Here is a 22,752-nt window from a genome sequence, read left to right on the forward strand (position 1 = left end):
AATGGGATAATAAAATGGATGTTAGAGGTTAACGGATACAAAATTTTGGTAAACAAAGATGGTCACAACAAAACTGGGTGTTGGGGATAACAAGTTAATATGTTAGTCATAATGGGTACGGATTAATAGCTGATAAGTTAATCAGTTCGATAAATTACATATCATAATGATCGATTATTTAACCACCAACATTTGAATTATACGACAAGCAGTCGTTTGCAACAAAATCGGTTGTGTTTCTTATTCTGTATAATCGTAACAGATATAAATAGTATTATGGTTAACTTAATATAAATTAACTAACATTCGGTGTCAATCGTTGTGTTAATAATATGAATTAATACATTATTGAGGATTAAATTCCGATACCTAATGATCCATTTTTTTAATTAACAAGCAACAAACCATGGACATTGTATGTTGTTATCTACTAATATCAAAATAATAAAATTTGTCTTAAACAAATCAAGAATATATGCCAAAGCTGTGTTGCTAATAATACGAGTGGTTAATATCTTACCGAACATAACAATGTTTAGTAAAAACATAACAACATTCATGGTGATAATCTGACCGTTGTTTATAAACGAATCGAATTAACTTTACAACAAATAATCATAATATTTAATATAGAAGTTTATGCCAACAAAGAGGCACTGTTGTTATATCAATATTATGATAAATGTATAGGTATATTTAATATATTATTAATATGTTGATGTTATTGCCATCTCTGACATGTTTACTAAGTTTTTGTAATTAAAGTTATAAAACCACTATACACATCGATTGTTGGGTAGTTAAAAGATACAGATTTTATATTATTAGTATTAAATTTATGTTATTCGTTACAACAAGTTCGGATATAATTTAAAAATATTACCAGAACTTATTATTTTGTTTCCACTAACGAAGATAATAGGAACTAATGTTAAGAAAATTATAACACATCCGATGATGACCTATGTTTTTGTGTTTAATCTTTATTGCAAATCTGATATATGAGCCAATATTACAGTCATAATTATTTTGATAGAAGAAACCTTGTTTGAACACAAGTTTTAAAACCATTCCAGTTCCAACAAGTTTACAGGTATTACATGGTTATTGGTCGTTGTTGTTTTAACATTGAAATGTTTTAATTCTGTTTTACAACACAAATTACTTTCGATTTCATCTCTGTTTATTAATTTAAAACAATCCATGTCCGGTTTTATTCATTAATTTATATTTTATTACTCTACTCAACAAGTAACTTATATCCAATTTTGCTGTTCTTCCTGGTATAGAGTTAGAAAAGATCAAATCTATCTGTGGTTGTCCCTTGGACATAACAGCATGGCAACAATACATTATCACCCTGTTTAGTTTGTGATCGTTGGCTAATTGATTGGCAATTTGCTTAGCACTATTACCAGTATCTATGATATCATCAATTATTATTCCGATCTTACCAACTAAACTTTTGTTCACATATAACATGGTTTTCAAACCATCTGTACTTCTGATTTTTATTGCATTTAATTGAACAACACCAAGCGAATTTGCTATCTTCTCAGTACGTTTTTGTGCTCCATGGTCTATTGCTATTAGAACAACATTATCTAAATCATAATTTCTGCTAATATGCTCACAGATAAGAGGTGACACATCGATTTCAAAACTTGGTACATTGAAATATGTCAACAAATAAGGACAATGTGGTTCAACAACATATACGCTATCGATATTGTTTAACAATTTACAAATAATACTGGAAGTTACAAGAGATAAATTACATATTCTTCTATCCTGTCTGGCATAGCATAGATAAGTTAATATTAATACTATTCGTTTTGCACAAGCCTGTCTGAGTAATTCTATAATAAACAAAGTTTGAATTATTGATTCACTAGTTGGGGCTGATAATGATTGAATTAAAACAACCGTTTCATTGGAGACCTCTTCTTCCAGTTTAACCATCATCTCACCATCAGAAAATCTACTAACACTAACATTTTTGTTTCTAATGTTAAAATACGATCGTGTTTGTTCAAAGAGTTTTATATTAGTTGATGAAAAAATTTTCAATTTAACTCGATGTGTTAATAATCTTTGTATACAAAAAAGATACCATAAATTATAAATGCAATTTTATTAATTGCTACTAATATATGACTATAATTGTTAACCAAAATTCTGATTGATTACATCTTTCTCTTAAAACTACATCTTAGTATTTAAGTTTATATTCGTTCAGTATAACAACAACGATTTCATTTTATCTATATGTTTCTATAATTCATTGATGTTAGAAATACAGTCCAACGATGATAATAAATTTTATGTTAATCTATACTGGTTAAATGAGAACAATTTAACGATTTAACAGGTTATCATAACACTGACCAAAATATTGATTTAAAGATCAGAAACCTATGAGATGTTAATACTCAAAACATATTATTCATGAATATTAATCCTATTATTTCATGGTCATAAGCAACGTTCAGGAAACACCCTCATTGACCCCATTATTCATCAACCAAAACCAAGACATACTTATGTTTATACTAAGAAAATTGTACATCCTGTTTCAACAAGAAATTGATCCAAATTACCCAAACGTTTGGTTATAACTTAACAGTTTAGATTAAAGAATGGCATGTTATATCTCTCTTTTTAAAAAGAAGAAACATGGTAAAAAAGTTTGATACTTCGATTATAGATTAGTACCCATGAATCCGTTGGCAATGATTTAGGTCCAAATATCCCACTTAATTTCATACATTATTGTTATCAATTATAAACACCGTTATTAATATATGACCTTATTTACATTTCCCCGAATTAATACACACCGTTCTTATCCAAAATGTAATAAGATTTCACAGTTCGTTTGATAATAATTATTTAAACTCAATGAAGTTTTAATGTCGATTATCAAAACTTAATCATAAACCCAATATTACAACTATTTCAGATCTGTTTAATCGATGCTGGATGTACTTTATGTTGAAATTTTTAAAGACATAACAAAATTTACATCAAAAACACAACGTTCTTAGAATTAGAGTCTGTTACAAAAATTAGTCATATTTACATCAAAACTGTTTTTTGTTAATGAAATTATAAGTTGTCTATGTTTTGGTAGAAATTAAACAAAACAATGGCATATTAAAACCTATGTTAACACAAGCAAAAATCCATACATCCATATCTAATTATACAAATATTAGCTTTCCACAATTGATGAATTTTCTTTTAAACTATCCAATATGTCATAACTATTAGATATTACAATAAAACGTGTCAACCCTCTTCATGCTTAGTATAAGTTCAGATATAATATGTCCATATCCATCTTCATGATTTGATGTTATCAGATTTGATATTGCCAACCTACCATCTAAATCCTACGATTTATATCTATCACATAATGTGTTAATTGATATAAATTAAAAATAATTATAAATTCACGGTGTAACTATTACCACATCTTTCTATCAAAGATTTATGCTAAACACTAACCCATGGACGTTGGCAATCCGACACCTCGTCAACGTTATAGGTCAATAGTTTAAGCTCATAAACAAACATGTTAACATCATTTAACATTACCACAATTAAAATATACTGTTAATGGCACACAAAAATTTTATCTTATTTCGGTCCAAACAAACAAGTCTTAATCCTGACAACACATTTTGTTGTTCAATCTTCGATTTAAAACATTCACTTATAGATCTCAGTTAAATCTAATTTCCACCCTGTGTTGTTCCCAACACCAAACCAAATTACCACAACAGCAACTACATTTCTATTCAATTAACCACAACACATGACCATCCATGTTTAACTATCGTCTGGTTTATCTTGACAATCCGATTCCTTCTAACAACAACAATTCCACATTAAACATTTCACCATAACAACATCAAGAATATCTGTCTGTTCTATTCCTTATGAAGATGTTGTTACAAAAAACCTGATGAGTATCATTCCTACCTTCAAACATGCCATCATATCCCTCTAACAACAAGACTGGTCTGTTTTATGTTATAATTCTCCTTCATAAATTTAATCACAACGTACTAGAAACAATCGAACCTACCATGGACGTTGTTAACCACAACGTTTATGTTTAATCTAGATAAAAATCTATTCAAAATCAACCACGACGATACAACGTCCCTGTTCCAAAGTGAATATAATTTAGAAGTTAATACCTCATTTTGAAACACAACGGGTAGCTTAAACGTTGTTCTTAAAACGTTACACAAATCAATGATATATTTAGTTTTATTGCTAAACTTATAACACATTGTTATTGGTAATCCTACAACGAATACAATCGGTCCCTTAATATTATTACGGAGCATAAGCAAACGTTTCATTGAAACTCTAAAACCAACGAAAGTTGTTAATACAACTATGTTTCGATAAAACACACGAGCAACAACAATGCCGGTATCTTTTCCTACATCAAAACTAACTATTGTTACCATTCTTTATCCTTTAATTACAACAAAATTACAACATATTCTTGGCATAATATCAAACTTTATGTTAAACAAATATACAGATGACCGTTGGTATTACAACACGGAATTTATTCATTAATTAAACAAAATTAATGTGGTATTCATGTGTTTTCTGTTATCATTTCTAACACCAAACGTTGACATGTACCAGATAAGTCCAACCATGACATAGAACATTGACAGCAGCTAGTTGTATTTCCTGTTTAATTAACAACAAAGTCCATCCATTATCTCATAACTAATTATCCCACATTCGGTATGAACCTTAATTTAAAGCATAGATGGTATAATAACCACGAATTATCAAACAAGAAATGGTCTAGACAACACGAAGAGAAAACATTACAACGATTTAACATAAAACATTCAGTTGGAGTAATTAATGTGAACACAATCGATATTATCAGTGACACCATTCTTGTGTACAATCGAGTCATTTCGTTTGTTTTAATAGAATTAACTCCCCGTTTGTTACCAACATACCATGCACGTTGTATCCAACAGTGATTTCGTTGTCATGTGAACTAAAATCTTGGATCAATTAGAAGATATTATCCGATAACCTTATTGGAACAACTTAATCCGTTACACAATCAATTGAATCAAAAAAAACCAACAACCTGTAATAACAACTTTACCAACGTCCAGACATTGCCATGTTGTTGAGGTTAACAAGGTTGTTTTTGTTAGTGCCGATCTAATAAATGTCAATTGTTTGGTCGATAACATGGCCGTTGTTTCAAACAAACTCTGATTCATCAACAACAAAGCCGATAACGTTATTGGCACTTATAATATGTTGAGATTTTTGTTAGTGGTTTTAGATAATTAATTGAACTTGGTTAAACCTTTACCATTGATGGGTCTGAAAACCTATGTGTTAACACGATATCAATGTGAATGATGGGCTAAAACGGATGTTAGAATAAGAAGTGAACGTGTTTAATTGTTAATTGCTCATGTAATTTTAACTCAAACAAAGGGCTGATTTGACCGCAACAAAAACAGATGGATCTACGATATATGGCTTAACTATATAGAAATCATAAACAAACAATACCCAAGATATTGATGTCATTCTACACCCCAAGTTCCGTTTGCTTAATGCCAACGACCAAAGACAACTTTAAAACAAAACTTTGTTGTGACTAGTTTATTAATCTATCGATGGTAATATTGATAAGTTCGATTATGCCAGACGTTTGTTGCAACAAGGTAGCAGCTCATAATGGTAGTTACTCCTAACATTGAACACATATGTCTTCTGGTTTGTTAAAACAGATTATACATTAACAGCAACATATCAAAAAATGTGTGTGTTAAAGGTATTATGATTTTGTTTGAGCTGATTTTAAGTTTAATAGAAGAATTATATCAACACTCATGTTGGTTTGATTGACCGCTTGTCATCCCGAAGGATCAGGGTTGTATTAGCTACTTTGATGGATGTAGTTCCGATGTTTCAGATGGCAGATTTCGTACGATGAAGCGGTAAACACTAATTGAAACCACCATTTGTTAAAACCATTTAATATAAATAACCCGATCGAATCAAACAAAAATAGGACACCGAACGTTGTTATAAAGCCATTTGATAATGATAGATATCCAAAGATAATTCTAATTCAAGTTAAAATCGATCCTATTTGAACTTATAACATCCGATCCTCTATTCAATTATCAAACACACCAAATGTTTGGTTTTACATCTTTTAGTGTTATCAACCACAGCAACCCATAGATGTTATAACAAACACGTATGCTATTGTTGCTAATAGCAATGTTTGGCTAATCTAAATCTATAGCTTATGGCTTATCAATATATCCGAACATTTATGTGTATACACGTTGGATGTTAAAACAACACAGAAACTACGAAATGAAATCTATTATCGTGATTGAACAAAAAAGATTATAAGCATGGCCGTTGGCAACGGTTGAGGTTAATCGGAATTTTTCTATTAAATATAACCACAAACCTGTTAACAATTATGTGACAACGTTGTAATTGAACCACTGTAAACATGTTGGGATTAAATGGCATGGTTCGTTGAAGATGTTGCAATTAACATGTGTACATGGATGTATCGGGATATTGAACGATTGATGGTACGTTAGCAACAACAAAATTATGTTTTCTGATAATGGTTAGAATGAAACACATCAACCTGAAGACCAAAACTATGACCATTGAATGAAAGAGTTGGGTTGTTGATAGGTTGGCCATGAATTACGGTCTGGAAGTAAACGTTCCATTAAAAGATTAGTTCTATTAATATCTCATCTAATACGAAAAATTGTATACATCATGGTCAAGTTATTAAACAAAAACATGAATGGAATGTGATGGAAGTGAGATCTGTCAACTGGATTTTGTTAGCTACAACGTTCGAACCGAAACATCAGGATTAATCTATATTCTGGGTTTATTTGATTAATGTTAAAACGAATCACATCAAGTTACTTCAATAATCCGTTGTTTCTATATCTGGTTGACAACGATATGGCAAAATGATGATCCATGATGTTGGCGGTTGCTATTATGACGGATTCGGATAGCAAACGAAACTCGAATGTCACTGAAGTATACCCAACTATGTAACAGAAATTAATTATCAAGGTTGTTGAAACAAAAACCATAATAATTGTGTGAATATTAAAATCTACCTTTATGTGGTTTGATTTATTGGAAGGTTGTATCACCAAATATGTTGTCAACAAAAACAACGTGTACACATTTTGTTTAGATAAACCGATCAGTTAAACAAATAGTATCAATAATTAATATAAATAGATCAGAATGATTGAACGTAGGAGACAGGACGTTGGTTGTTGTTGATAAGTGTTTATATTTCATGTTATAGTTATGATATTAAAGATCTGTTTAAACAAACAGGTATTAACTTCAAGAATTATATCGTATAGCTGAACAAACATCGATAAGGTTTGGCAACGAGTATGCCGATAATGTTTTAATTGATGTGAACACCGCATGTTAACTGAACAACCCAATGATTCATGGCAAGATAGTAACCCGCAATTGGTTCAAGGTTCTAATGTCGGTTTCTTTGTTTAGTTTGTTGTTTATAATTAGATCAGAACGTTGTAACGAACACGATTAAACATTCGAGGATATTGGAATCGGATGATGTTTATACATCCTTTGATATAGAAAGGTTCGGTGATAGTACAGAAGGTTTAACTTGACGAGAAGAAGTTATTATAATGGCTGTTAATAAGGTAACAACGTTGGAACATGTCACCAAAATTATGAATACTAGTTGTGTTGTTGTAGTTATGATGAGTAAATGATCCAATGATCGGGTTACAATGGTCGGTCTTAACAAATATAGGAACGATGAAGATAAATTAACATGTACGTTTGATGTGGATCGGATATAACAAGGTGTGTTACAGCATTGATAACAACGATGTTGTACCATGGAAATGATTAGAAATTATAGGAGGTAATACAAAGATGGGAATTAGTGTCGGATGTAGTATCGGATATTTAATTGATGGAAGATGACATAAACTTATTCGAGGTTGGTAAAACATTCTGGTTTGGACAAATATTATCTTGATTGTTGTTAAAACAGGATCGGATGTATAAGTTTCGGAAAGGTAATCATGTTTGATAGGTAGGATTGGGTTTGTATTCGAAGAATAAGATCTATGCCAAGAACCATGGAGGTTGGAAATGTAGGTTAGAGGGATAAACATATGGTTGGAAGAAGGATGGACAACGTTGTTATGCTAACGAGGGTAAAGAATTCATGGTCTTAAATGTAGGAAGGGAGGGTATGATGTTGTTGATATCATCAAGATTATCAAGATTTAAACTCATTGGATAAGGGAATTATCGAGTGAATCTAAGTGCTTCGTTGGCAGTTCAAGCTTGACGTTTGGTGTAAGAGTAGAGGTTATAATAGTGTTTAATTTATTAGTGGAACAGATTAACAACGGTCGGATTTTGGTTTAACTTAGGGTAATACAAGGTTTATAATATCTAGGTATGGAGGGAGGGTTGGTTATCGATGGTTGGTCTGATCTTCGATAGTTAAACACAAGCCGGTGTTGGAAATGGTATCAGAGAATAGAAATATATCCGTTGCATTACAACCTTATATGTCATCGGATTATTGGATTCGTTTTGTCTAAAAATTTGTTGTGTTTTAACGATGTAGACATCACGGTGAACAAGTGAGTTTATTTGTTGTGTTTGGTTTGTTTACAATCGATCAAAACAGCCTTTCAATGGTGATATTATTTTGGAACAACAAAGTCATATCTGATATAAATTAATTTAAAATGTGGTAAATTGTTATGTGGGTGATGAAGAGGTATGGATTGACTCATGTCAGGTTGGAATGGAACCGTTGTTTTATTGTCGATTACTCAGTTGTTTCATTGAATCGAAGTGAGATTTTAATCGGATTATAACGGGATTAATAAACGGATGATATAAAACGACCACATGGGGGTTGTAAATATATGTGTTTCTGATATTGATGGTCTTAATAATTCAAACTCCGTTTGTTTAGGTTTAACAAAATGTTTCAAACCTCCAATGTCTGATTTATTAATTCATCAATGACAACGGTGTTAAGTCCAATTTATACCAAACATTGTGTTAACAAGGTGGCATGTCATAATGGGGATTATCACAACGTATGGACAACACACTTTTTTGTAATCGTTACATCTTCAATAACACTCAAAAAAAACATTAATAGTATTACAAGTTTGTTAACAATGTTTTGAGATTGGTGAAGATAGTGACAGTTAATTTGGAGAATACTTGTTGGTTTTTGATGATCGGAATTATGTTATCCACTTCAAAAATATGTTAATTCCAACGTTGTAAGTGGCAACAGTTTTATGTATTAAAGTGGTAGAATTAATAACAAAAAACCACTGCTTGTTCAAGCTGTTCGGCATGTCATAATTGATCGGATGAATAACTGGAGTATTAATTTTTTTTATTACATCACAACGTTGTACAACAAAAGATGTTCGAAAACAATTCGAATTGGGATTGAAATTGATGCTGTTACGGCTCAAACATGTTGTCTCTTCGTTGTAATGGCCAACAATTCCGATGCAGAACTTTGTTGCTTCGATGTTAACAATTCCGATCAATGCACAGATGTTACAACAAAATTATACCGTGTTAGCAATGATGCTAACGTCATCATTTTACCCAAGTCTATAAGCCTTATGATTTATTAACTAATATGTTTACATTTTTGTATAAATGTTGGATGGAAACAAAAACAAAAATGGTATTGAGAACAATGTCTGTTATACGTGATCAGGAATGGCATGGACGTTGCAACAAGTGGGTTAATCGTTATTCATCAGGTATAAACATAAAACCTGTCAGTAGTTATGTGATAACGTTGCAGTAAATCATCGTAAATGTGATGGAATTAAGCGGCAACGATGTGTTGAGGATGGTAGTAAACTGGCATGTGTACGATATATTGACACATCTATTGATCGGATCTTTATCAAACACAACAAAGTTGTTCTTTTATGACAGTGGTTGAAACAAAACATGTTAATATTAATTTTGGAATAAAAAAGGATGGTGATGAACAATTCGGATCTATCATCAGGCTACAACATTCTGTTGAACACCAACCCAACCACTCGTTTGCATTAACACAATTCAAACTTAACAAATCAAGCAACAAACTACCAACTAAAATTACTATAAACGATAATCTGTTGCCACCTTGTTGTTTCGAAATTGTACATGTCATTGATGGTCGGTTGTTGTTAACTTGGTGCCAACGACCACACACATTTATCAATTAAGTATCAAATACTACATCCGATATGCATTCCTACATGTTAATCACTATAAATTTCTAATCATCCACCATATTAGTCACAACGTTGGCATCTAAACTCCATTTCTCTTGTTAAAGTTAAGCTTTAAATCGAACAAAACAGTTCATGTTAACTTGTGGTTTCTTTCTCCTTAATACTCACCAAGTTGATCGTTATAGTCCAAATTACCGGCTATCAGATCACTGGACGTTGTTACCAACGTTGTTAGTAGTTAGTGATTTAGTAGTATATTTTTGTTGTTGTTGTTTTCGTTAACGGTTGTAACTTATTCTATCAATTATACCAATCACGTAGAATACCTCGAACAAAACATTGTACACATTTGATTTACAATGTAATAGGAGTTTAATCAGTGGTTGTTTCGATTCGAATTCCAAACAACAATCAAACAATCGTTGTCAAAGTTTTAATAGTTCGGTTGTTTTCTTGTTTCTCGATCCATTTGGGTTGCTTATATGTGTATAATTAAACAGCTCACAACGTTCGTTCTAACTAATTGTTATAAATTTTTTACAACAGAACTCTTTACTATACGATATGACTTAAGATGACTACATAATAACAAACGATGGTTAACATCATAACTATGACACAGATTGTAAACCTTACATAATGCAGTTAACATGTTTGTCTTTATTTAATCCCTTGTACATATAATTTATTAGATATATTACACCCATTTGTTTACTTTTAAATGAGTTATACCCATAACACTCCTATGTCCAACGTTATTGACTATTTCTTTTGTTAATTAAACCAAACAACAACGTTCAGCATGTTGTAATTAATTACGATTTTATCAGTAACTCTACGATTTATATAATCTGATATACACATTATCACCCTGTTTGGTTGTTGTTAACCTTAATATCAATACTAACCATCATCTATGTTTTTTGTTTAGTTTAAACATGTATTAACATCCAGTTTATATTATCTCTGTAAACAATTTACAAACACAAGTTACAAAATCTAAGCTTAATAAATTGATATAATATTATCTGAATACTTTGGTGGAGATTGATAACAAGTACGAATTAATTAATTAAATTACATGAAACATTGGGTTAACAACAAAAACCACCTATGGGTATTGGCATATCGAACAGATATTATTATTTTATTCTAATTCGGATCATGTGACATGTTTGTTTCGACCGCATTAACGATTCAAACCCACAACGTTGTGACCTATTTACACTCAATTAATACCAAAAATTCATGTATTAGTTTAATAACTGATTTATTAATACCACCCTTGATAAGATTTGATTTAAGTAATCAACACAACGAACATGAAACTTATTAAGTTAAATTCTAAACGTGTGTGGTAAGAACAATGACAACACAAACAAGATCCGATTGAGGTAATTAACATAGTTGCATATGCTAATAAAATACCTATGGTGTATAACTAAATTTATTTCTGATAGAATTAAGTTAATTTTGTTGCTGACGGATCATAATCGTATATCCGGATGTTGGTTTGTTGGTCCAACGAAATGAAGTTGTTTTATCAATTAGAAACAATTATCCGAATGATTTTATTGTAGTAATTTAATTCGTTGTATAAACATTGAAGTAGATAGTTTTAACATATAACACAAGTAACTTTAACAAAACCGCATATATGTTGGCATGTTTGGTGTGATTTAACAACACTGGGTTGTTCTGTTTTTAATAAATGCCGATTATTGTACAATAACATGGATCAATCATGTGTTAACAAACAAGACCAGTCGTTGACAACAAGTTGATAACGTTTGTTGTTAATACTAACATGTATCGTTGTTTTGGTACTGATAAAATAATTAATTGATCTTTGGTAAACGTTTTTATTCTCGATAGATAGAAGGTGGATATAAAATGACATTAGTGAACAGAATGATGAATTAAAACGGGTTGTTAGAATAACGGAATAAATGTATTTCATTGTTAATTATTCATGTGGTTTCTTTATCCTGAAACAAAATTGGATTGAAATGTAATGAAATTAATAAAAAATTTGTAAATATGAATGCCGATTATATGGACGTTGTTAATAAACATGGTTCAGAGATCAATGTCATTTATAATTTGAATTCTATTAATCTTATTTAAACAAACGGAGTATAAAAACCTTGATGTACAATTTATTAATTTACCAACGACAACATTATTAAGTTCGGTTTGTATCAGATCGTTGTTTTAACAAGGTAGTATCCTCTAATGATAATTATTTCTTGATATTGAACAGCATTACCATCACAGATGTATACATTTGTAGCAATACCTGAAGATATTAAGAAATCTTATGAATGTTGCCATTGTATTAAAGGTTGACAACACAGTAATGGTAAATTTGGAAGATATTTGTTGGTTTAAAAAGATCAAAGTTATACCAGTTACTTTGAAGGGTGTAATGTTGTTGTTTGTTAGTTAGTAATGTTCTTCATGTTGTGGTAATAGAAATAATAATCAGAAATTCTTTATGTTTTAAGATCTACAACGTTTCAGAATCGATTGGATGAAACAACAAGATGTGGTATTGAACTTTGTTATGGGGAAAAACATGTATATCGAAAGATATTCAAGGATAATTTGGATTCAATGTTTAATATCGGGTTGTTGTAGCTTGGAAGTATCCATCCATCTGTTCTGATGGCCGAAGATTCCGGTGCTGGATTTTGTTTTCGTTAGTATTAATAATTCCGATCAACGTGTTGGTGTTTGGATAAAAATATATCATATTAGCTATAAATGCTGATAACAACATCCATCCGGGTTTATAGCTTATAGTTCATCAATCAATGTGCTTAGAATTCATGTAAACAGTGGACAAAAAAGTTATGGAAGTGTTGTAAAAATGTAATCTATTTGTGTGATGAAATAATGCATGGTGTGTTCGTTGACAACGGTTGAGTTAATTGTGTTCATTGAATGCAGAACATGGATTCGTTAGCAGTTATGCAACACAGATGTGATCGAATTGTTGTAAATACAGAGGGTTTGAATAGCATTGATGCATCGAGACTGGATGTTAATGGACATGTGTACGATATGTTAAGATATCTATCAATTGAAATCTATTGAAACAAACAACGATTTGAAACAAAATTTTGTCAACTTCATGATCAAAATGATGTTGTTGGATGTTTAAGGTTTTGTTTTGGTTGTGTGTTTGATTAGAAACGATGTGGTCCGATAGTGGGATCATTGAATGTTATGAGGATTATGTGTTGTGATCGAAGAAAGTGACATCGAAATGTCTTAGGTTTTAATAGATGATTTATCTAATATTGGTAAATTATATCCGTCAGGATAAGATCAATGCCGATGTAGATGAAACGAAGCATGAAAAGGGATTAAGAGTTAACTACCCGTTGGCGTTGGCTTAAAACAACATGTTAAGTAGTAAGGAACAACCAATTTCTTCGTTTGATCTATCGATATTAAAACAAAACATGGAAAACATTATCACAACGTTGGCTTCGGGTATTTAGACATCAATGACATCGAGATTATAACGGGGTAATGGTAGATAATGTTTGGTTGTCTGTTGTGGTTCGTTGTTTATACAATTTCATCATCCATATCGGCCAGATAAGACGAGATCAACGAGTCTTTTCTCATAAACGTTTATGACCGTTCCAACGTTCCAAAACGTTGCCAGATATCAAGATAGATTAATGGTTTATTAATGCTGTTAATTCGATTGCTTACAACCCAATGTAATCGCATCGGATCGTTTATCTTGGTAATTACATTAGTTCCGAGTTATGGTTTCTTCGATTATTAACATGATTACTGATAGTTTTAATTGGGCTTAGTGGTAAATAATACTTCATGCTGATATGAAATGTGTTAACAATTGGCTTTATAAATTCTGTATTCAAAAATTACAACAACATCCAACTACCATGGGGTTAACACACACATTTTTATCTTTATATTAACAAGTACTGGTTTTTGGATAATGTTTGATATCACATAAACGACTTGGTTTATAATACCGGAACCAAAGTTGTTCCAAAACGTAGTGATTACAACCGGATAACAACATATGTCCAGGTTGTTAAAAGTGATATAATCGATATTAAAAAATCTAATTGTTTCAAGAAACGAAAGGTTTATAGTGAAGAATTCGAACGTTGTCCGAATAGTAATTGCATGTGAATAGCCAATCCAATAGATGGCATAAACTCTATTTGTTCGTTTGAACATCAACGTGGAGGTATTAGTTGGTTTGATAAAAGATGGATGATTTTGTTTTTAAATACCATTGATCATCCGGTTTCAAACAAAAAGTTAACAACTATTGATGGGTAAAACCCATTTACAAGGATAAAATCATGAACCTGTTGTATCACCGAAAATAACATGATGACCAAACGTTCAGACAACATGTCACGGTTGTTTCTACCATATGAACACATGAATTTAACGGAAAGAGTAGTGATTACCCTTGTTGGTTTCAATGAAGTCAACATGAAGTATATGACTAATGTCTGTGTTGTAGATATTTTGTTTGATAAATTAAAAAACCATAGATGATTGGTGGTTGTATCTTACAATCAGATGGGTTTACTTAATTGATTGGATATTAAAACGTGTGGGATGGAAGGAGTATATTATTGGAAGAAGGGAGGATTACTTGCTATGGTAGGGAGGGTTTGTTGGTTTAGAATCGGGTAGAATCGGACACAACGTTGTTAAAGTATTATCAAAAGGTTGTTAATGTTATGACCGTTTATAGTTTATAATATCTCGGTCATTCATGTTCGATTAAAGATGAATTCTTAGTGAACAATACAGAGTCAATTAAGCCAACGTTTGTATGGTCGTTATTAATATTGGAAAGAAAAGAGAGGTGGATTTAATACCGGATGTTGTTGTCAACATTCAGATACGAAAAATTAAGTTAACGGTAGGTACTATGTCGGAGGAAGGTGGACAGGGTAACAACCCTGTTTGAACATAATTAAACCTAAGACTAATAGAGAAGGGTTGTTTAGAGTTGTTTGTAAATGGGAATGGTTATAATTGAAACAAATACCTTCAAATTAAAACCAAATTACTCAATCAGATTATGGTAATAACTTGTATTAAAAATAACAAAATGTTGGTGTTAATAGTGAAAAGAACAGGATTAACGTGTTCGTTCTGCAATAAACGTTGTGGGTTTGTTGTTGGTCAGTTGATCCAACGAATAAAGTGTTCATCCGTACTTTCGGTGCATCGAAAACCAACATATCGGAACATTTCATCCAACGAAATGGTAATAAGTTTACAACAAAATGGTACATGTTAAATACGGATGTAAACATGTTAGTGATAGAAACTATATTTTTTTGATACATTGAATGTTAACATACATCCTGTTTTGTTTACTTAAACTCATATAAAACTACCGAGGATTGAACATGGATTAAGTAATATCGGTAACCACAAGTGATGTATCCTGAAATGATTTTATCCGACCAAACATACAACCATTCCACCATTCGATTAGCTATGCCAAACCATTATAAACGTTGGCTAAGTTGTGACCGTTTGAACCAAAACCTGAACCGATATATCTCTGAACTATCCGAACACTATTGACAACAACACGGATATATCTGAATACACCTCTTTCGAACAAAGAGCAAACACGTTCAGTATGCCATTGATTGTACTAAACAGATTTAAAAAAGTTAGATAAAGAAACCGTACACATGTTATCAGGTGATTATGTTCCTGTTTTCGGTTACTTGTTTCAAAACAAGTTAAGTTTAATTTACTTAATAAATCTAGTAACTTCGTTGATGTTGACGTTTGGCATGGTTGTTTATTAGTCGGATCAGAATCGATGACAGTTAAAACAAATGTTTCATGGGATCGGTGAATGAACGAGTTTCATCAGGATCAAGTGGGTTTAAGGATACAACATCAAGAACAACGAACAAATCTTCGAACGTTGGAATGTAACAATGTTGGTAAACAGAACAACATTCAGATATAAATATGGATGATGTATTATTGGGTTCTGGAGGTAAAGATTTCAACATCCTTGATCTTGATTAACACCGGACCTGTTTTATCATCATTAACCAATTATGATAGATCATTACAAATAACATGTACTTTTTAACCTGCATGGAACAACACAGATGGTTGTTAATTCTATATCGTTTAAGGATGGAACGACCACTTCATAGATAAAGTGAGATTAATCAGGATGTACGGATGTTTGCCGCTTGTAATTGTTTCCGATGAAAGAGGAAAGGTTATAACAATTGAACAACGATTAGAAATTTACTAAAGGAGTATCTGCGTTGCCAAACGCAGGAAGGTGGTTCCAACCAATGAAGAAGTAATAACAGATTCAAATACTTTTGAAATAGCTATTGTAATCGGATAACATGGTCTAAATGTTTTAGAATTAATTAAAAACATTGAATTAGTAAGTATGTATTTATTCGGAATTGAATCCAACGTTGACTGTATCGAATTTATCATTTGTATTCAAAGATAACAACATGCTAAGGCATGGGAACACCGTATGTTTACCAAATTATATGTTTAACTCGTTGGTTTGTGGTTATTGTAACGAACGTTTGATACCAAATGTCCTGTGCTAACACAGGAATAAGATTAGGATTAACATATGTCACTAATGATTAAGTGAAACGATGTTATCGATAGATTAAATTCAACCTTGGTTTAACAGTAAGTTCTGTACTATCTGATAGGTGTTTGAAAAAACATGATGAACAATAATGGGATGGATTTAAATGTTTGATTGAAACACTGTATGTTGTTTAAATGACGAATATATGGACAGAGTTTAGTAGAATTGGTAAAAGGGATATAGCTGTGTTGTAAGTTATAGGATGGAGGTATGGATGGGAGTAACAACATTGTAGGGAGTTTGTTGTAGTGATAATGAACATGTTTGAACTAAGAACAACGAGAGGTAATGGTGATGGAAGGTGGAATTAACATCTTGTTGTGATAACATTTAGGTAAATGAATGGAAGTGACAGCAACAACGTTGTAGTAATGGCAACAGTGAAAGGTGATGTTCATGATGTTGGAGGTAACGTTGTTAGTGTAGGTTTATCATGTAATAATTTGTTGTATAATGGATTAAACGATAATGGCCATGTCAACGAAGTTGTTTAATGACCAAAAAAAATATACATGAAACAAGATGTCATTGGTCATGCAGGTTTAAGGTCTAAGCTCATTGATCTGTTAATTCCTATTGATATTGAAAAACTTATTGACTGGCATTAAGATCTATTTCCTTCAATCGTGTTGTATTAGCAATGAAACTTAATGGATCGATTCTTAACATTAATAGTAGGAAACAACTGATAACAACGTCCATGTCCTTTGGTATATTATTAATTGGAATCAATGGAAGTTATAAGGAAACTAACGAACATTTAAGTAATAAGATGAAAACTCATTGATCAATGGCCTAAACTCTATCAAATATTAATAATTTATGTGTTGTTATCAACAAATATTAGTTTTATGTTTATATGACATATTCATTTTAGAATTACATTTGTTTAAACGTAACAAACCATCTTCTCAGTTATGTTTACCATTAACGACTACAGGTTGGTAAATAGATGTGTAAATCGATCAGTTTAAATGGATTTTAAAATAGATTACTCGAAGAAAACAGAGATCAAACTTCATAACATGATTTGTAAGTTGCAGTTTATGTTATTTGTTAACATTATCAAGTCGCCGATAATAATAAAATTTCTCTATCTAATCATGGAAGGATTACATTCATGTGTTTTGGATGTCTGTGAAATATTAGATATAAACTCAAGTTACAATAGTTTTAAGCTTAATAATCACTGTTCTTCCCAAATCGATAATTATTCACAAGAACGAAGTTATATACACTATTTGGAAGGAAAAGGAAGTGAGAATAATTCTTGATTTAAGTCATGTAAATGTAGATCATGTTCCTTAATAAGGTTGCTTTACAAGGCTGTTTTATACCGAAGTTCATTGAGAACTCATTGATGTATTGCCAACATTTTGATAAAACTTGGTCCAGATTACAAGGTTATACAACTGTTGCATATTTTGTTGTCATTTGTTAAACAGAACATTGATGTTGTTAGGTTAATATGTTTACATCAAAAACGGTCATTAACACATCTTGTTTCTATGTTGAAAATAGATAGTATGCTTAGAAAGATCAAACGTCAAATGTTTGAAGCATGTTCATGGATACCAATGAATATTTCAGCTGCATATTGTGATTACGGTATTCAAAGGCCAACGTTAATTGCAACCGGAACAACAGGATTATTAATATCAATCAATAGGTTCAACTTCTTGAGTAATCAATATTTTAGTGCTTATGCTAAACAGTGAGTTAAACAAAAAATTGTTCAAAAGATAATCGAAGACAACGGTGGGTTGAACTATATTAAAAACTCTGATGCCAAGGACAACAAAATGGCTAAGCTTAAGAAATTATCTTTAGATTATTGTCTTGACGATTCTGATCTACATGAGACCGTTGCAGACGATGATATCGAGATCAGTGAAAACGAAGCTGTTGAACCCGATGTGGAACTAGACATAACAGACATTTATGACTCTATAACAACCGCTAAGCTTGCGTTGATGTCTCCAACAGAAGAAAGATCGGTGAGATTGAAGAAACTCAGTAATGATAAATTATCACTTAGCAACATAGGTTCGGATCTTGGTTTATCAAAGGAAGAGGTTAGACAATTGTTATTAAGTGCAAACGTTAAGTTCAAAGAAATAAATTGTCCTGACATTATGGCATATTCTAGAAACAAACCAATCGATCTTCCTTGTGAAGATCCACATGAATAACTAATTCGTGTTGCTAACCAAAAACCCAACATCTGTAACAGCTACAACGTTATAACACCACAAAATTGTCATAAATCCATCAATTATAACAAGTAACCAACATCAGTTTACCTTTGATAGTAAATTAACAACAATTTATACCCATTAACCCAACATTTATCAATGACATCCAGTTCTTTCCAAGATTTATAACCAATTCCTAAGTATAACAATTAAACACCCCAATTACATCAATCATCAGGAGATTATAACGTTTGGTTTTTTAATCATAAACATATGGATCAGTGTTAACCATTCATTCAACAAATGTATAATTTAACAAACCAACGTGCATGTAACCGTTAATAACCATGACATATTACAAATGTGGTAACCATTTATCCAATCGATATCCTATTTCATATCACTAAGTTTTCTCGTTAACAACCAACATCCTCATAACCAAACATTCGAACACTTCAACATGTTGTTACAATTTAACATACAACCTTCCGATTAATTCGGTTGTCATTAATACAATTACCATGTTAACATCTCATATAAAACGTTGTTATATCCTTCATCAATAATCTTCAATCATGACATAACATTAACAAAAACATACTTCCAACACTACCTACCTGTTGTTCAATTATCGGTATCTCTAACGTTATCGAGATCAAACACATGTTTACCACTTCACCCTACCACATTACACCATTTGATTAAACAGTTCTTATCATTGGCTTTTCATCTCTTATTTCTATCCCACTAACAACAAACTTGACACATTGTTTTCATCGAATGACAATGCTTATGTTATGCTGGTCCATCATGTACAGAATTGCTTGTTACATTGAATCTTACTAAACGTTTATCAACCTCCAGGATACGGTTACCTCCAAACCTTTGTATACTTGATCATTGAATTAAATCAAACAACGACCGGTTCTGTATCAAACCTTATATTAATTTATCAATCTTCGGTATAACCTATAAACAACATCCCATACAACATCCGTAACACCAAAACTCATTTATCTAACAAGACAACAACCTGTTGTTTACCTAACATGTTTAACCACATGAATGTTGTGTTTGTAACAAGATAAGACACCAGATGTTCATTTCGTGTGATGAATTGAAAGCTATTGGCATGTTTGATAAAACGTAGGAACAACGGATAATATTTTGATAAAACAAACTGTAGTTAACTGGTTTATTATCATGATTTATGATTATGTTATGTGTTTATCTAAATGTAACAAAAAACCTACTCAAACATGAATGACAAAACGGATGGTTACCAGAGTGGTTAACACCTAAATTAAATTCAAATCTCCAACCTTATCAACCTCATTAATTTCTTTATTAAACAAAAGTGAACCTATCTAAATATGTGTTTGGCTTGTCACTGTGTTGAAGGAGGATTGGTTAACGAACTTGGTCCAATTCTCTGAAATGTCATATTCAGATCAGCATCATGTTGCGGTTTTAACCACATTTGTTGTTTCTATAACGACTAAGTTATCAAAGATTTAAATGAACTGTAAACGACTTAAATAACTTACAAAACACATGCTACCAAATGTTGTGCTAACAACATGTATATGTGGTTGTTTTTGAATCGAAACCTGATTGAAAACATAAGGTACATTGAGTAGTTTAAAACCGTAACTCATGTGAATCACTATTATTAATAAACTTAATTAAACCGAATGTTTGTAACTGTTGAAGTTAATTTTTTGTTCTAAGATTGATGATAACAACAAAATCGAACAACATGTCAATGTTTGAAATGTAACTAGTATTATCAATCCTATTGATGGACATTGGACTAATGGCTGATGTCGGATTCTGTGATAAAAACTTCAAACACACCAGTATCAACGGTTGTTGTAGGTGACGGTGTTGACAAAAATCTTTAAACATGTGTTAGTAACAGCCACTGAAATGGCTTTCGTTTAAACTTACTAAATCCCAAGCTGTACCACCTTGATGGCTAATCAAATATCCGATAACACAATAAAATTTATTAAGAGTAAACAACTTCGATTTAATTCAACATGGAAACAAACGTTTGGCAACAACCGGATGTGTTGGCTCAACGTTCACAACATTCTAAGATCGGCAACAGTCCTGTTTTATATTCACAACTTATTAAAATTAACGAACAACGTGCCAACACATTATACTGCCATGACTAAAACAAAACCATGGTGTTTGTTGTTAAATTGTCTATGTGTTTGTAACTTATTAAATTATTAAACATTTTGTGGTAGTTAACCGAAGTTTTAATGAACAAATAAGCCAACGAAGATGTTAATCTCATCTAATTTAAGCATTAAATCCGCTTCTATAACATCATGTGTTCTGTTGAATTAACCATGAAAACATAAGTTTTGAATGATGTTAACAACCGGATGTTGCTTAAGTTCAAACACCGAGAGTATTAGTGGCATTAGAAGCTGTAAACAACGAGTTAAGCTTAACAGATCAAAGGTTAACAGATTTGTTTTATAAGAATATATCCGACATATTAACTTATCGGTTGTAAGCTGTAATTCAATTTGATTAAACTTATTTCAAACCCATTGATGAAGTATTTTTGTTGGCATGAAACGACCTGTTGATGTTTTAACGGGATAATCATAGTGTTTACTTCTCATTTGTGTTGGATTCGTTTGTCAAACCAATGATCTAGTCGATATAATTCAATGTTTACACACATATTTCATGTCATGTTAATGCCGACACCAAACGTTGTGTTTCTTTTTTAAAACATCGTGATGTCATAGGGTATACCAATTCTTACAATACATGTTGGTTGATCTGAAACGTGTTTACAACACCATTGGCTTTAAAGAACCACGATCAATGTCAGTTAGATTGGTTTATTCAACCCTTCGTTGTACCGTTTCGAAAGATTAAACCAACAAAACAACGATTTGGTTCCGTTCCAATGATTCAAATAACTAATATTCAAACACAAATCTTCGATACAAGTTACCACTTATTCAAGGACACATTGACAACATATGGTTGGATTTAACATAATTAATCAAAGTTGGATTTATTAGATAGAAACGTTGTACAAGATTTTGAACGTTGTAACAACCCAGATAAAGGTTTTTTGTTGTTATCGACCATGAAGGTTGTGTTGATTATTACCTTAATTCGAGGTGTGGTTGAATCGGGATGTACTCCATCTGTGTTGTCAAATCAGAGGTTGCCATCAAATCATATCACCTAAACTTTATAATACACTAACAACATCTAAATCGACTCATCATTTAGTTTGGCATTACACATACAAAAACCAAACCATCAACAACCAACATTTAAACACGATATTTACATCATTTCGGTGACACCATTGTGTTGTTCAAACGTTGTAACATCCCGATCATTAGCAAGTTAAACATTTCATTTAAGATTCAAATTATAAGTAACTCATTTGATGAGATAAGGTTTTATTCGTCCATTTATCAAACGAACTCAAGGATAAGCGGGTAATAACACCATTTGATTGATAGAATGAACTTCA

At 31.6% G+C, this 22,752-nt stretch carries 29 protein-coding genes; 18 read left to right on the top strand and 11 right to left on the bottom strand.

Annotation, left to right across the window (positions count from 1 at the left end):
* Positions 1 to 1,061: 1,061 nt before the first annotated feature.
* From MAGTDC_RS04515 to MAGTDC_RS01625, 4 genes are all read right to left on the bottom strand, one after another.
* On the bottom strand, positions 1,062 to 1,205 hold the full coding sequence (locus MAGTDC_RS04515) for a hypothetical protein (protein ID WP_192573056.1): 144 nt from the start codon (positions 1,203 to 1,205) through the stop codon (positions 1,062 to 1,064).
* Positions 1,192 to 2,070 carry a ribose-phosphate diphosphokinase gene (gene prs / locus MAGTDC_RS01620; protein WP_192573057.1) on the bottom strand — a complete coding sequence of 293 codons (879 nt, stop codon included), beginning with the start codon at positions 2,068 to 2,070 and terminating at the stop codon, positions 1,192 to 1,194. The genes MAGTDC_RS04515 and prs overlap by 14 nt, the downstream gene beginning before the upstream one ends.
* Before the next feature lie 1,780 nt (positions 2,071 to 3,850).
* Positions 3,851 to 4,021 (bottom strand): hypothetical protein, encoded by a 171-nt coding sequence (locus MAGTDC_RS04520; protein WP_192573058.1) that lies wholly within the window; start codon positions 4,019 to 4,021, stop codon positions 3,851 to 3,853.
* Between the two features lie 52 nt (positions 4,022 to 4,073).
* Positions 4,074 to 4,487: a RuvC family protein gene (locus MAGTDC_RS01625; protein WP_146656775.1), complete on the bottom strand. Its 414-nt coding sequence runs from the start codon at positions 4,485 to 4,487 to the stop codon at positions 4,074 to 4,076.
* Positions 4,488 to 5,835: 1,348 nt separating this feature from the next.
* Here MAGTDC_RS01625 and MAGTDC_RS01630 point away from each other — a divergent pair.
* The 6 genes from MAGTDC_RS01630 (at position 5,836) to MAGTDC_RS05475 (ending at position 9,132) form a co-directional block, all read left to right on the top strand.
* Complete coding sequence (locus MAGTDC_RS01630; RefSeq protein ID WP_146656776.1) at positions 5,836 to 6,018, top strand: hypothetical protein; 183 nt, start codon at positions 5,836 to 5,838, stop codon at positions 6,016 to 6,018.
* A 583-nt stretch (positions 6,019 to 6,601) separates the two neighbouring features.
* On the top strand, positions 6,602 to 6,790 hold the full coding sequence (locus MAGTDC_RS01635; protein ID WP_278046912.1) for a hypothetical protein: 189 nt from the start codon (positions 6,602 to 6,604) through the stop codon (positions 6,788 to 6,790).
* Positions 6,791 to 6,999: 209 nt separating this feature from the next.
* Positions 7,000 to 7,125, top strand: coding sequence for a hypothetical protein (locus tag MAGTDC_RS05470; protein ID WP_278046913.1), 126 nt, complete (start codon positions 7,000 to 7,002; stop codon positions 7,123 to 7,125).
* Positions 7,126 to 7,658: 533 nt separating this feature from the next.
* The gene (locus MAGTDC_RS01640; protein ID WP_146656778.1) at positions 7,659 to 7,925 is read left to right on the top strand and encodes a hypothetical protein; all 267 of its coding nucleotides are present in this window, start codon (positions 7,659 to 7,661) and stop codon (positions 7,923 to 7,925) included.
* Between the two features lie 4 nt (positions 7,926 to 7,929).
* Positions 7,930 to 8,076, top strand: a complete 147-nt coding sequence (locus tag MAGTDC_RS04530) for a hypothetical protein (RefSeq protein ID WP_192573060.1) — start codon at positions 7,930 to 7,932, stop codon at positions 8,074 to 8,076.
* A 924-nt stretch (positions 8,077 to 9,000) separates the two neighbouring features.
* On the top strand, positions 9,001 to 9,132 hold the full coding sequence (locus MAGTDC_RS05475) for a hypothetical protein (protein WP_278046914.1): 132 nt from the start codon (positions 9,001 to 9,003) through the stop codon (positions 9,130 to 9,132).
* 215 nt (positions 9,133 to 9,347) lie between these two features.
* Here the strand turns inward: MAGTDC_RS05475 and MAGTDC_RS01645 are convergent, their stop codons facing one another.
* A complete protein-coding gene (locus tag MAGTDC_RS01645) occupies positions 9,348 to 9,665 on the bottom strand; it encodes a hypothetical protein (RefSeq protein WP_146656779.1) in 318 nt (105 codons plus the stop codon).
* 368 nt (positions 9,666 to 10,033) lie between these two features.
* Positions 10,034 to 10,291 carry a hypothetical protein gene (locus MAGTDC_RS01650; RefSeq protein ID WP_192573061.1) on the bottom strand — a complete coding sequence of 86 codons (258 nt, stop codon included), beginning with the start codon at positions 10,289 to 10,291 and terminating at the stop codon, positions 10,034 to 10,036.
* Between the two features lie 1,235 nt (positions 10,292 to 11,526).
* Between MAGTDC_RS01650 and MAGTDC_RS04535 the strand changes: the two genes are divergently transcribed.
* Both MAGTDC_RS04535 and MAGTDC_RS05480 read left to right on the top strand, forming a co-directional pair.
* Positions 11,527 to 11,691 carry a hypothetical protein gene (locus tag MAGTDC_RS04535; RefSeq protein WP_192573062.1) on the top strand — a complete coding sequence of 55 codons (165 nt, stop codon included), beginning with the start codon at positions 11,527 to 11,529 and terminating at the stop codon, positions 11,689 to 11,691.
* A 984-nt stretch (positions 11,692 to 12,675) separates the two neighbouring features.
* A complete protein-coding gene (locus MAGTDC_RS05480; protein ID WP_278046915.1) occupies positions 12,676 to 12,804 on the top strand; it encodes a hypothetical protein in 129 nt (42 codons plus the stop codon).
* A 171-nt stretch (positions 12,805 to 12,975) separates the two neighbouring features.
* On the opposite strand, the gene MAGTDC_RS01655 is transcribed toward MAGTDC_RS05480, so the two are convergent.
* The gene (locus MAGTDC_RS01655; protein ID WP_192573063.1) at positions 12,976 to 13,203 is read right to left on the bottom strand and encodes a hypothetical protein; all 228 of its coding nucleotides are present in this window, start codon (positions 13,201 to 13,203) and stop codon (positions 12,976 to 12,978) included.
* A gap of 50 nt (positions 13,204 to 13,253) precedes the next feature.
* On the opposite strand from MAGTDC_RS01655, the gene MAGTDC_RS04540 reads away from it, so the two are divergent.
* The 6 genes from MAGTDC_RS04540 (at position 13,254) to MAGTDC_RS04550 (ending at position 16,065) form a co-directional block, all read left to right on the top strand.
* Positions 13,254 to 13,550, top strand: coding sequence for a hypothetical protein (locus MAGTDC_RS04540; RefSeq protein ID WP_192573064.1), 297 nt, complete (start codon positions 13,254 to 13,256; stop codon positions 13,548 to 13,550).
* An 810-nt stretch (positions 13,551 to 14,360) separates the two neighbouring features.
* A complete protein-coding gene (locus MAGTDC_RS01665) occupies positions 14,361 to 14,690 on the top strand; it encodes a hypothetical protein (protein WP_146656783.1) in 330 nt (109 codons plus the stop codon).
* A 54-nt stretch (positions 14,691 to 14,744) separates the two neighbouring features.
* Complete coding sequence (locus tag MAGTDC_RS01670) at positions 14,745 to 15,056, top strand: hypothetical protein (RefSeq protein WP_278046916.1); 312 nt, start codon at positions 14,745 to 14,747, stop codon at positions 15,054 to 15,056.
* A gap of 142 nt (positions 15,057 to 15,198) precedes the next feature.
* A complete protein-coding gene (locus tag MAGTDC_RS04545; protein WP_192573065.1) occupies positions 15,199 to 15,342 on the top strand; it encodes a hypothetical protein in 144 nt (47 codons plus the stop codon).
* A 36-nt stretch (positions 15,343 to 15,378) separates the two neighbouring features.
* Positions 15,379 to 15,672, top strand: coding sequence for a hypothetical protein (locus tag MAGTDC_RS05485; protein WP_146656785.1), 294 nt, complete (start codon positions 15,379 to 15,381; stop codon positions 15,670 to 15,672).
* 234 nt (positions 15,673 to 15,906) lie between these two features.
* Positions 15,907 to 16,065: a hypothetical protein gene (locus MAGTDC_RS04550; RefSeq protein WP_192573049.1), complete on the top strand. Its 159-nt coding sequence runs from the start codon at positions 15,907 to 15,909 to the stop codon at positions 16,063 to 16,065.
* Between the two features lie 596 nt (positions 16,066 to 16,661).
* On the opposite strand, the gene MAGTDC_RS04555 is transcribed toward MAGTDC_RS04550, so the two are convergent.
* Positions 16,662 to 16,838: a hypothetical protein gene (locus tag MAGTDC_RS04555; protein WP_192573050.1), complete on the bottom strand. Its 177-nt coding sequence runs from the start codon at positions 16,836 to 16,838 to the stop codon at positions 16,662 to 16,664.
* Positions 16,839 to 17,372: 534 nt separating this feature from the next.
* Here MAGTDC_RS04555 and MAGTDC_RS04560 point away from each other — a divergent pair.
* The 3 genes from MAGTDC_RS04560 to MAGTDC_RS01680 all read left to right on the top strand — a co-directional run bounded on the left by MAGTDC_RS04560 (position 17,373) and on the right by MAGTDC_RS01680 (position 19,226).
* Positions 17,373 to 17,528 carry a hypothetical protein gene (locus tag MAGTDC_RS04560; protein ID WP_192573051.1) on the top strand — a complete coding sequence of 52 codons (156 nt, stop codon included), beginning with the start codon at positions 17,373 to 17,375 and terminating at the stop codon, positions 17,526 to 17,528.
* A gap of 146 nt (positions 17,529 to 17,674) precedes the next feature.
* On the top strand, positions 17,675 to 17,833 hold the full coding sequence (locus MAGTDC_RS04565; protein WP_192573052.1) for a hypothetical protein: 159 nt from the start codon (positions 17,675 to 17,677) through the stop codon (positions 17,831 to 17,833).
* A gap of 304 nt (positions 17,834 to 18,137) precedes the next feature.
* The gene (locus MAGTDC_RS01680; RefSeq protein ID WP_192573053.1) at positions 18,138 to 19,226 is read left to right on the top strand and encodes a hypothetical protein; all 1,089 of its coding nucleotides are present in this window, start codon (positions 18,138 to 18,140) and stop codon (positions 19,224 to 19,226) included.
* 527 nt (positions 19,227 to 19,753) lie between these two features.
* Here MAGTDC_RS01680 and MAGTDC_RS04570 read toward each other — a convergent pair.
* Together MAGTDC_RS04570 and MAGTDC_RS04575 are read right to left on the bottom strand one after the other, a co-directional pair.
* The gene (locus MAGTDC_RS04570; protein ID WP_192573054.1) at positions 19,754 to 19,894 is read right to left on the bottom strand and encodes a hypothetical protein; all 141 of its coding nucleotides are present in this window, start codon (positions 19,892 to 19,894) and stop codon (positions 19,754 to 19,756) included.
* Between the two features lie 130 nt (positions 19,895 to 20,024).
* Positions 20,025 to 20,165, bottom strand: coding sequence for a hypothetical protein (locus tag MAGTDC_RS04575; RefSeq protein WP_192573055.1), 141 nt, complete (start codon positions 20,163 to 20,165; stop codon positions 20,025 to 20,027).
* Between the two features lie 1,035 nt (positions 20,166 to 21,200).
* Between MAGTDC_RS04575 and MAGTDC_RS01685 the strand changes: the two genes are divergently transcribed.
* Entirely contained in the window at positions 21,201 to 21,473 is a 273-nt protein-coding gene (locus MAGTDC_RS01685) for a hypothetical protein (RefSeq protein WP_146656787.1), read from the top strand.
* A 789-nt stretch (positions 21,474 to 22,262) separates the two neighbouring features.
* Here the strand turns inward: MAGTDC_RS01685 and MAGTDC_RS01690 are convergent.
* Complete coding sequence (locus MAGTDC_RS01690; RefSeq protein ID WP_146656788.1) at positions 22,263 to 22,454, bottom strand: hypothetical protein; 192 nt, start codon at positions 22,452 to 22,454, stop codon at positions 22,263 to 22,265.
* Between the last annotated feature and the right edge of the window lie 298 nt (positions 22,455 to 22,752).

It is taken from the genome of Candidatus Hodgkinia cicadicola, assembly GCF_002774925.1.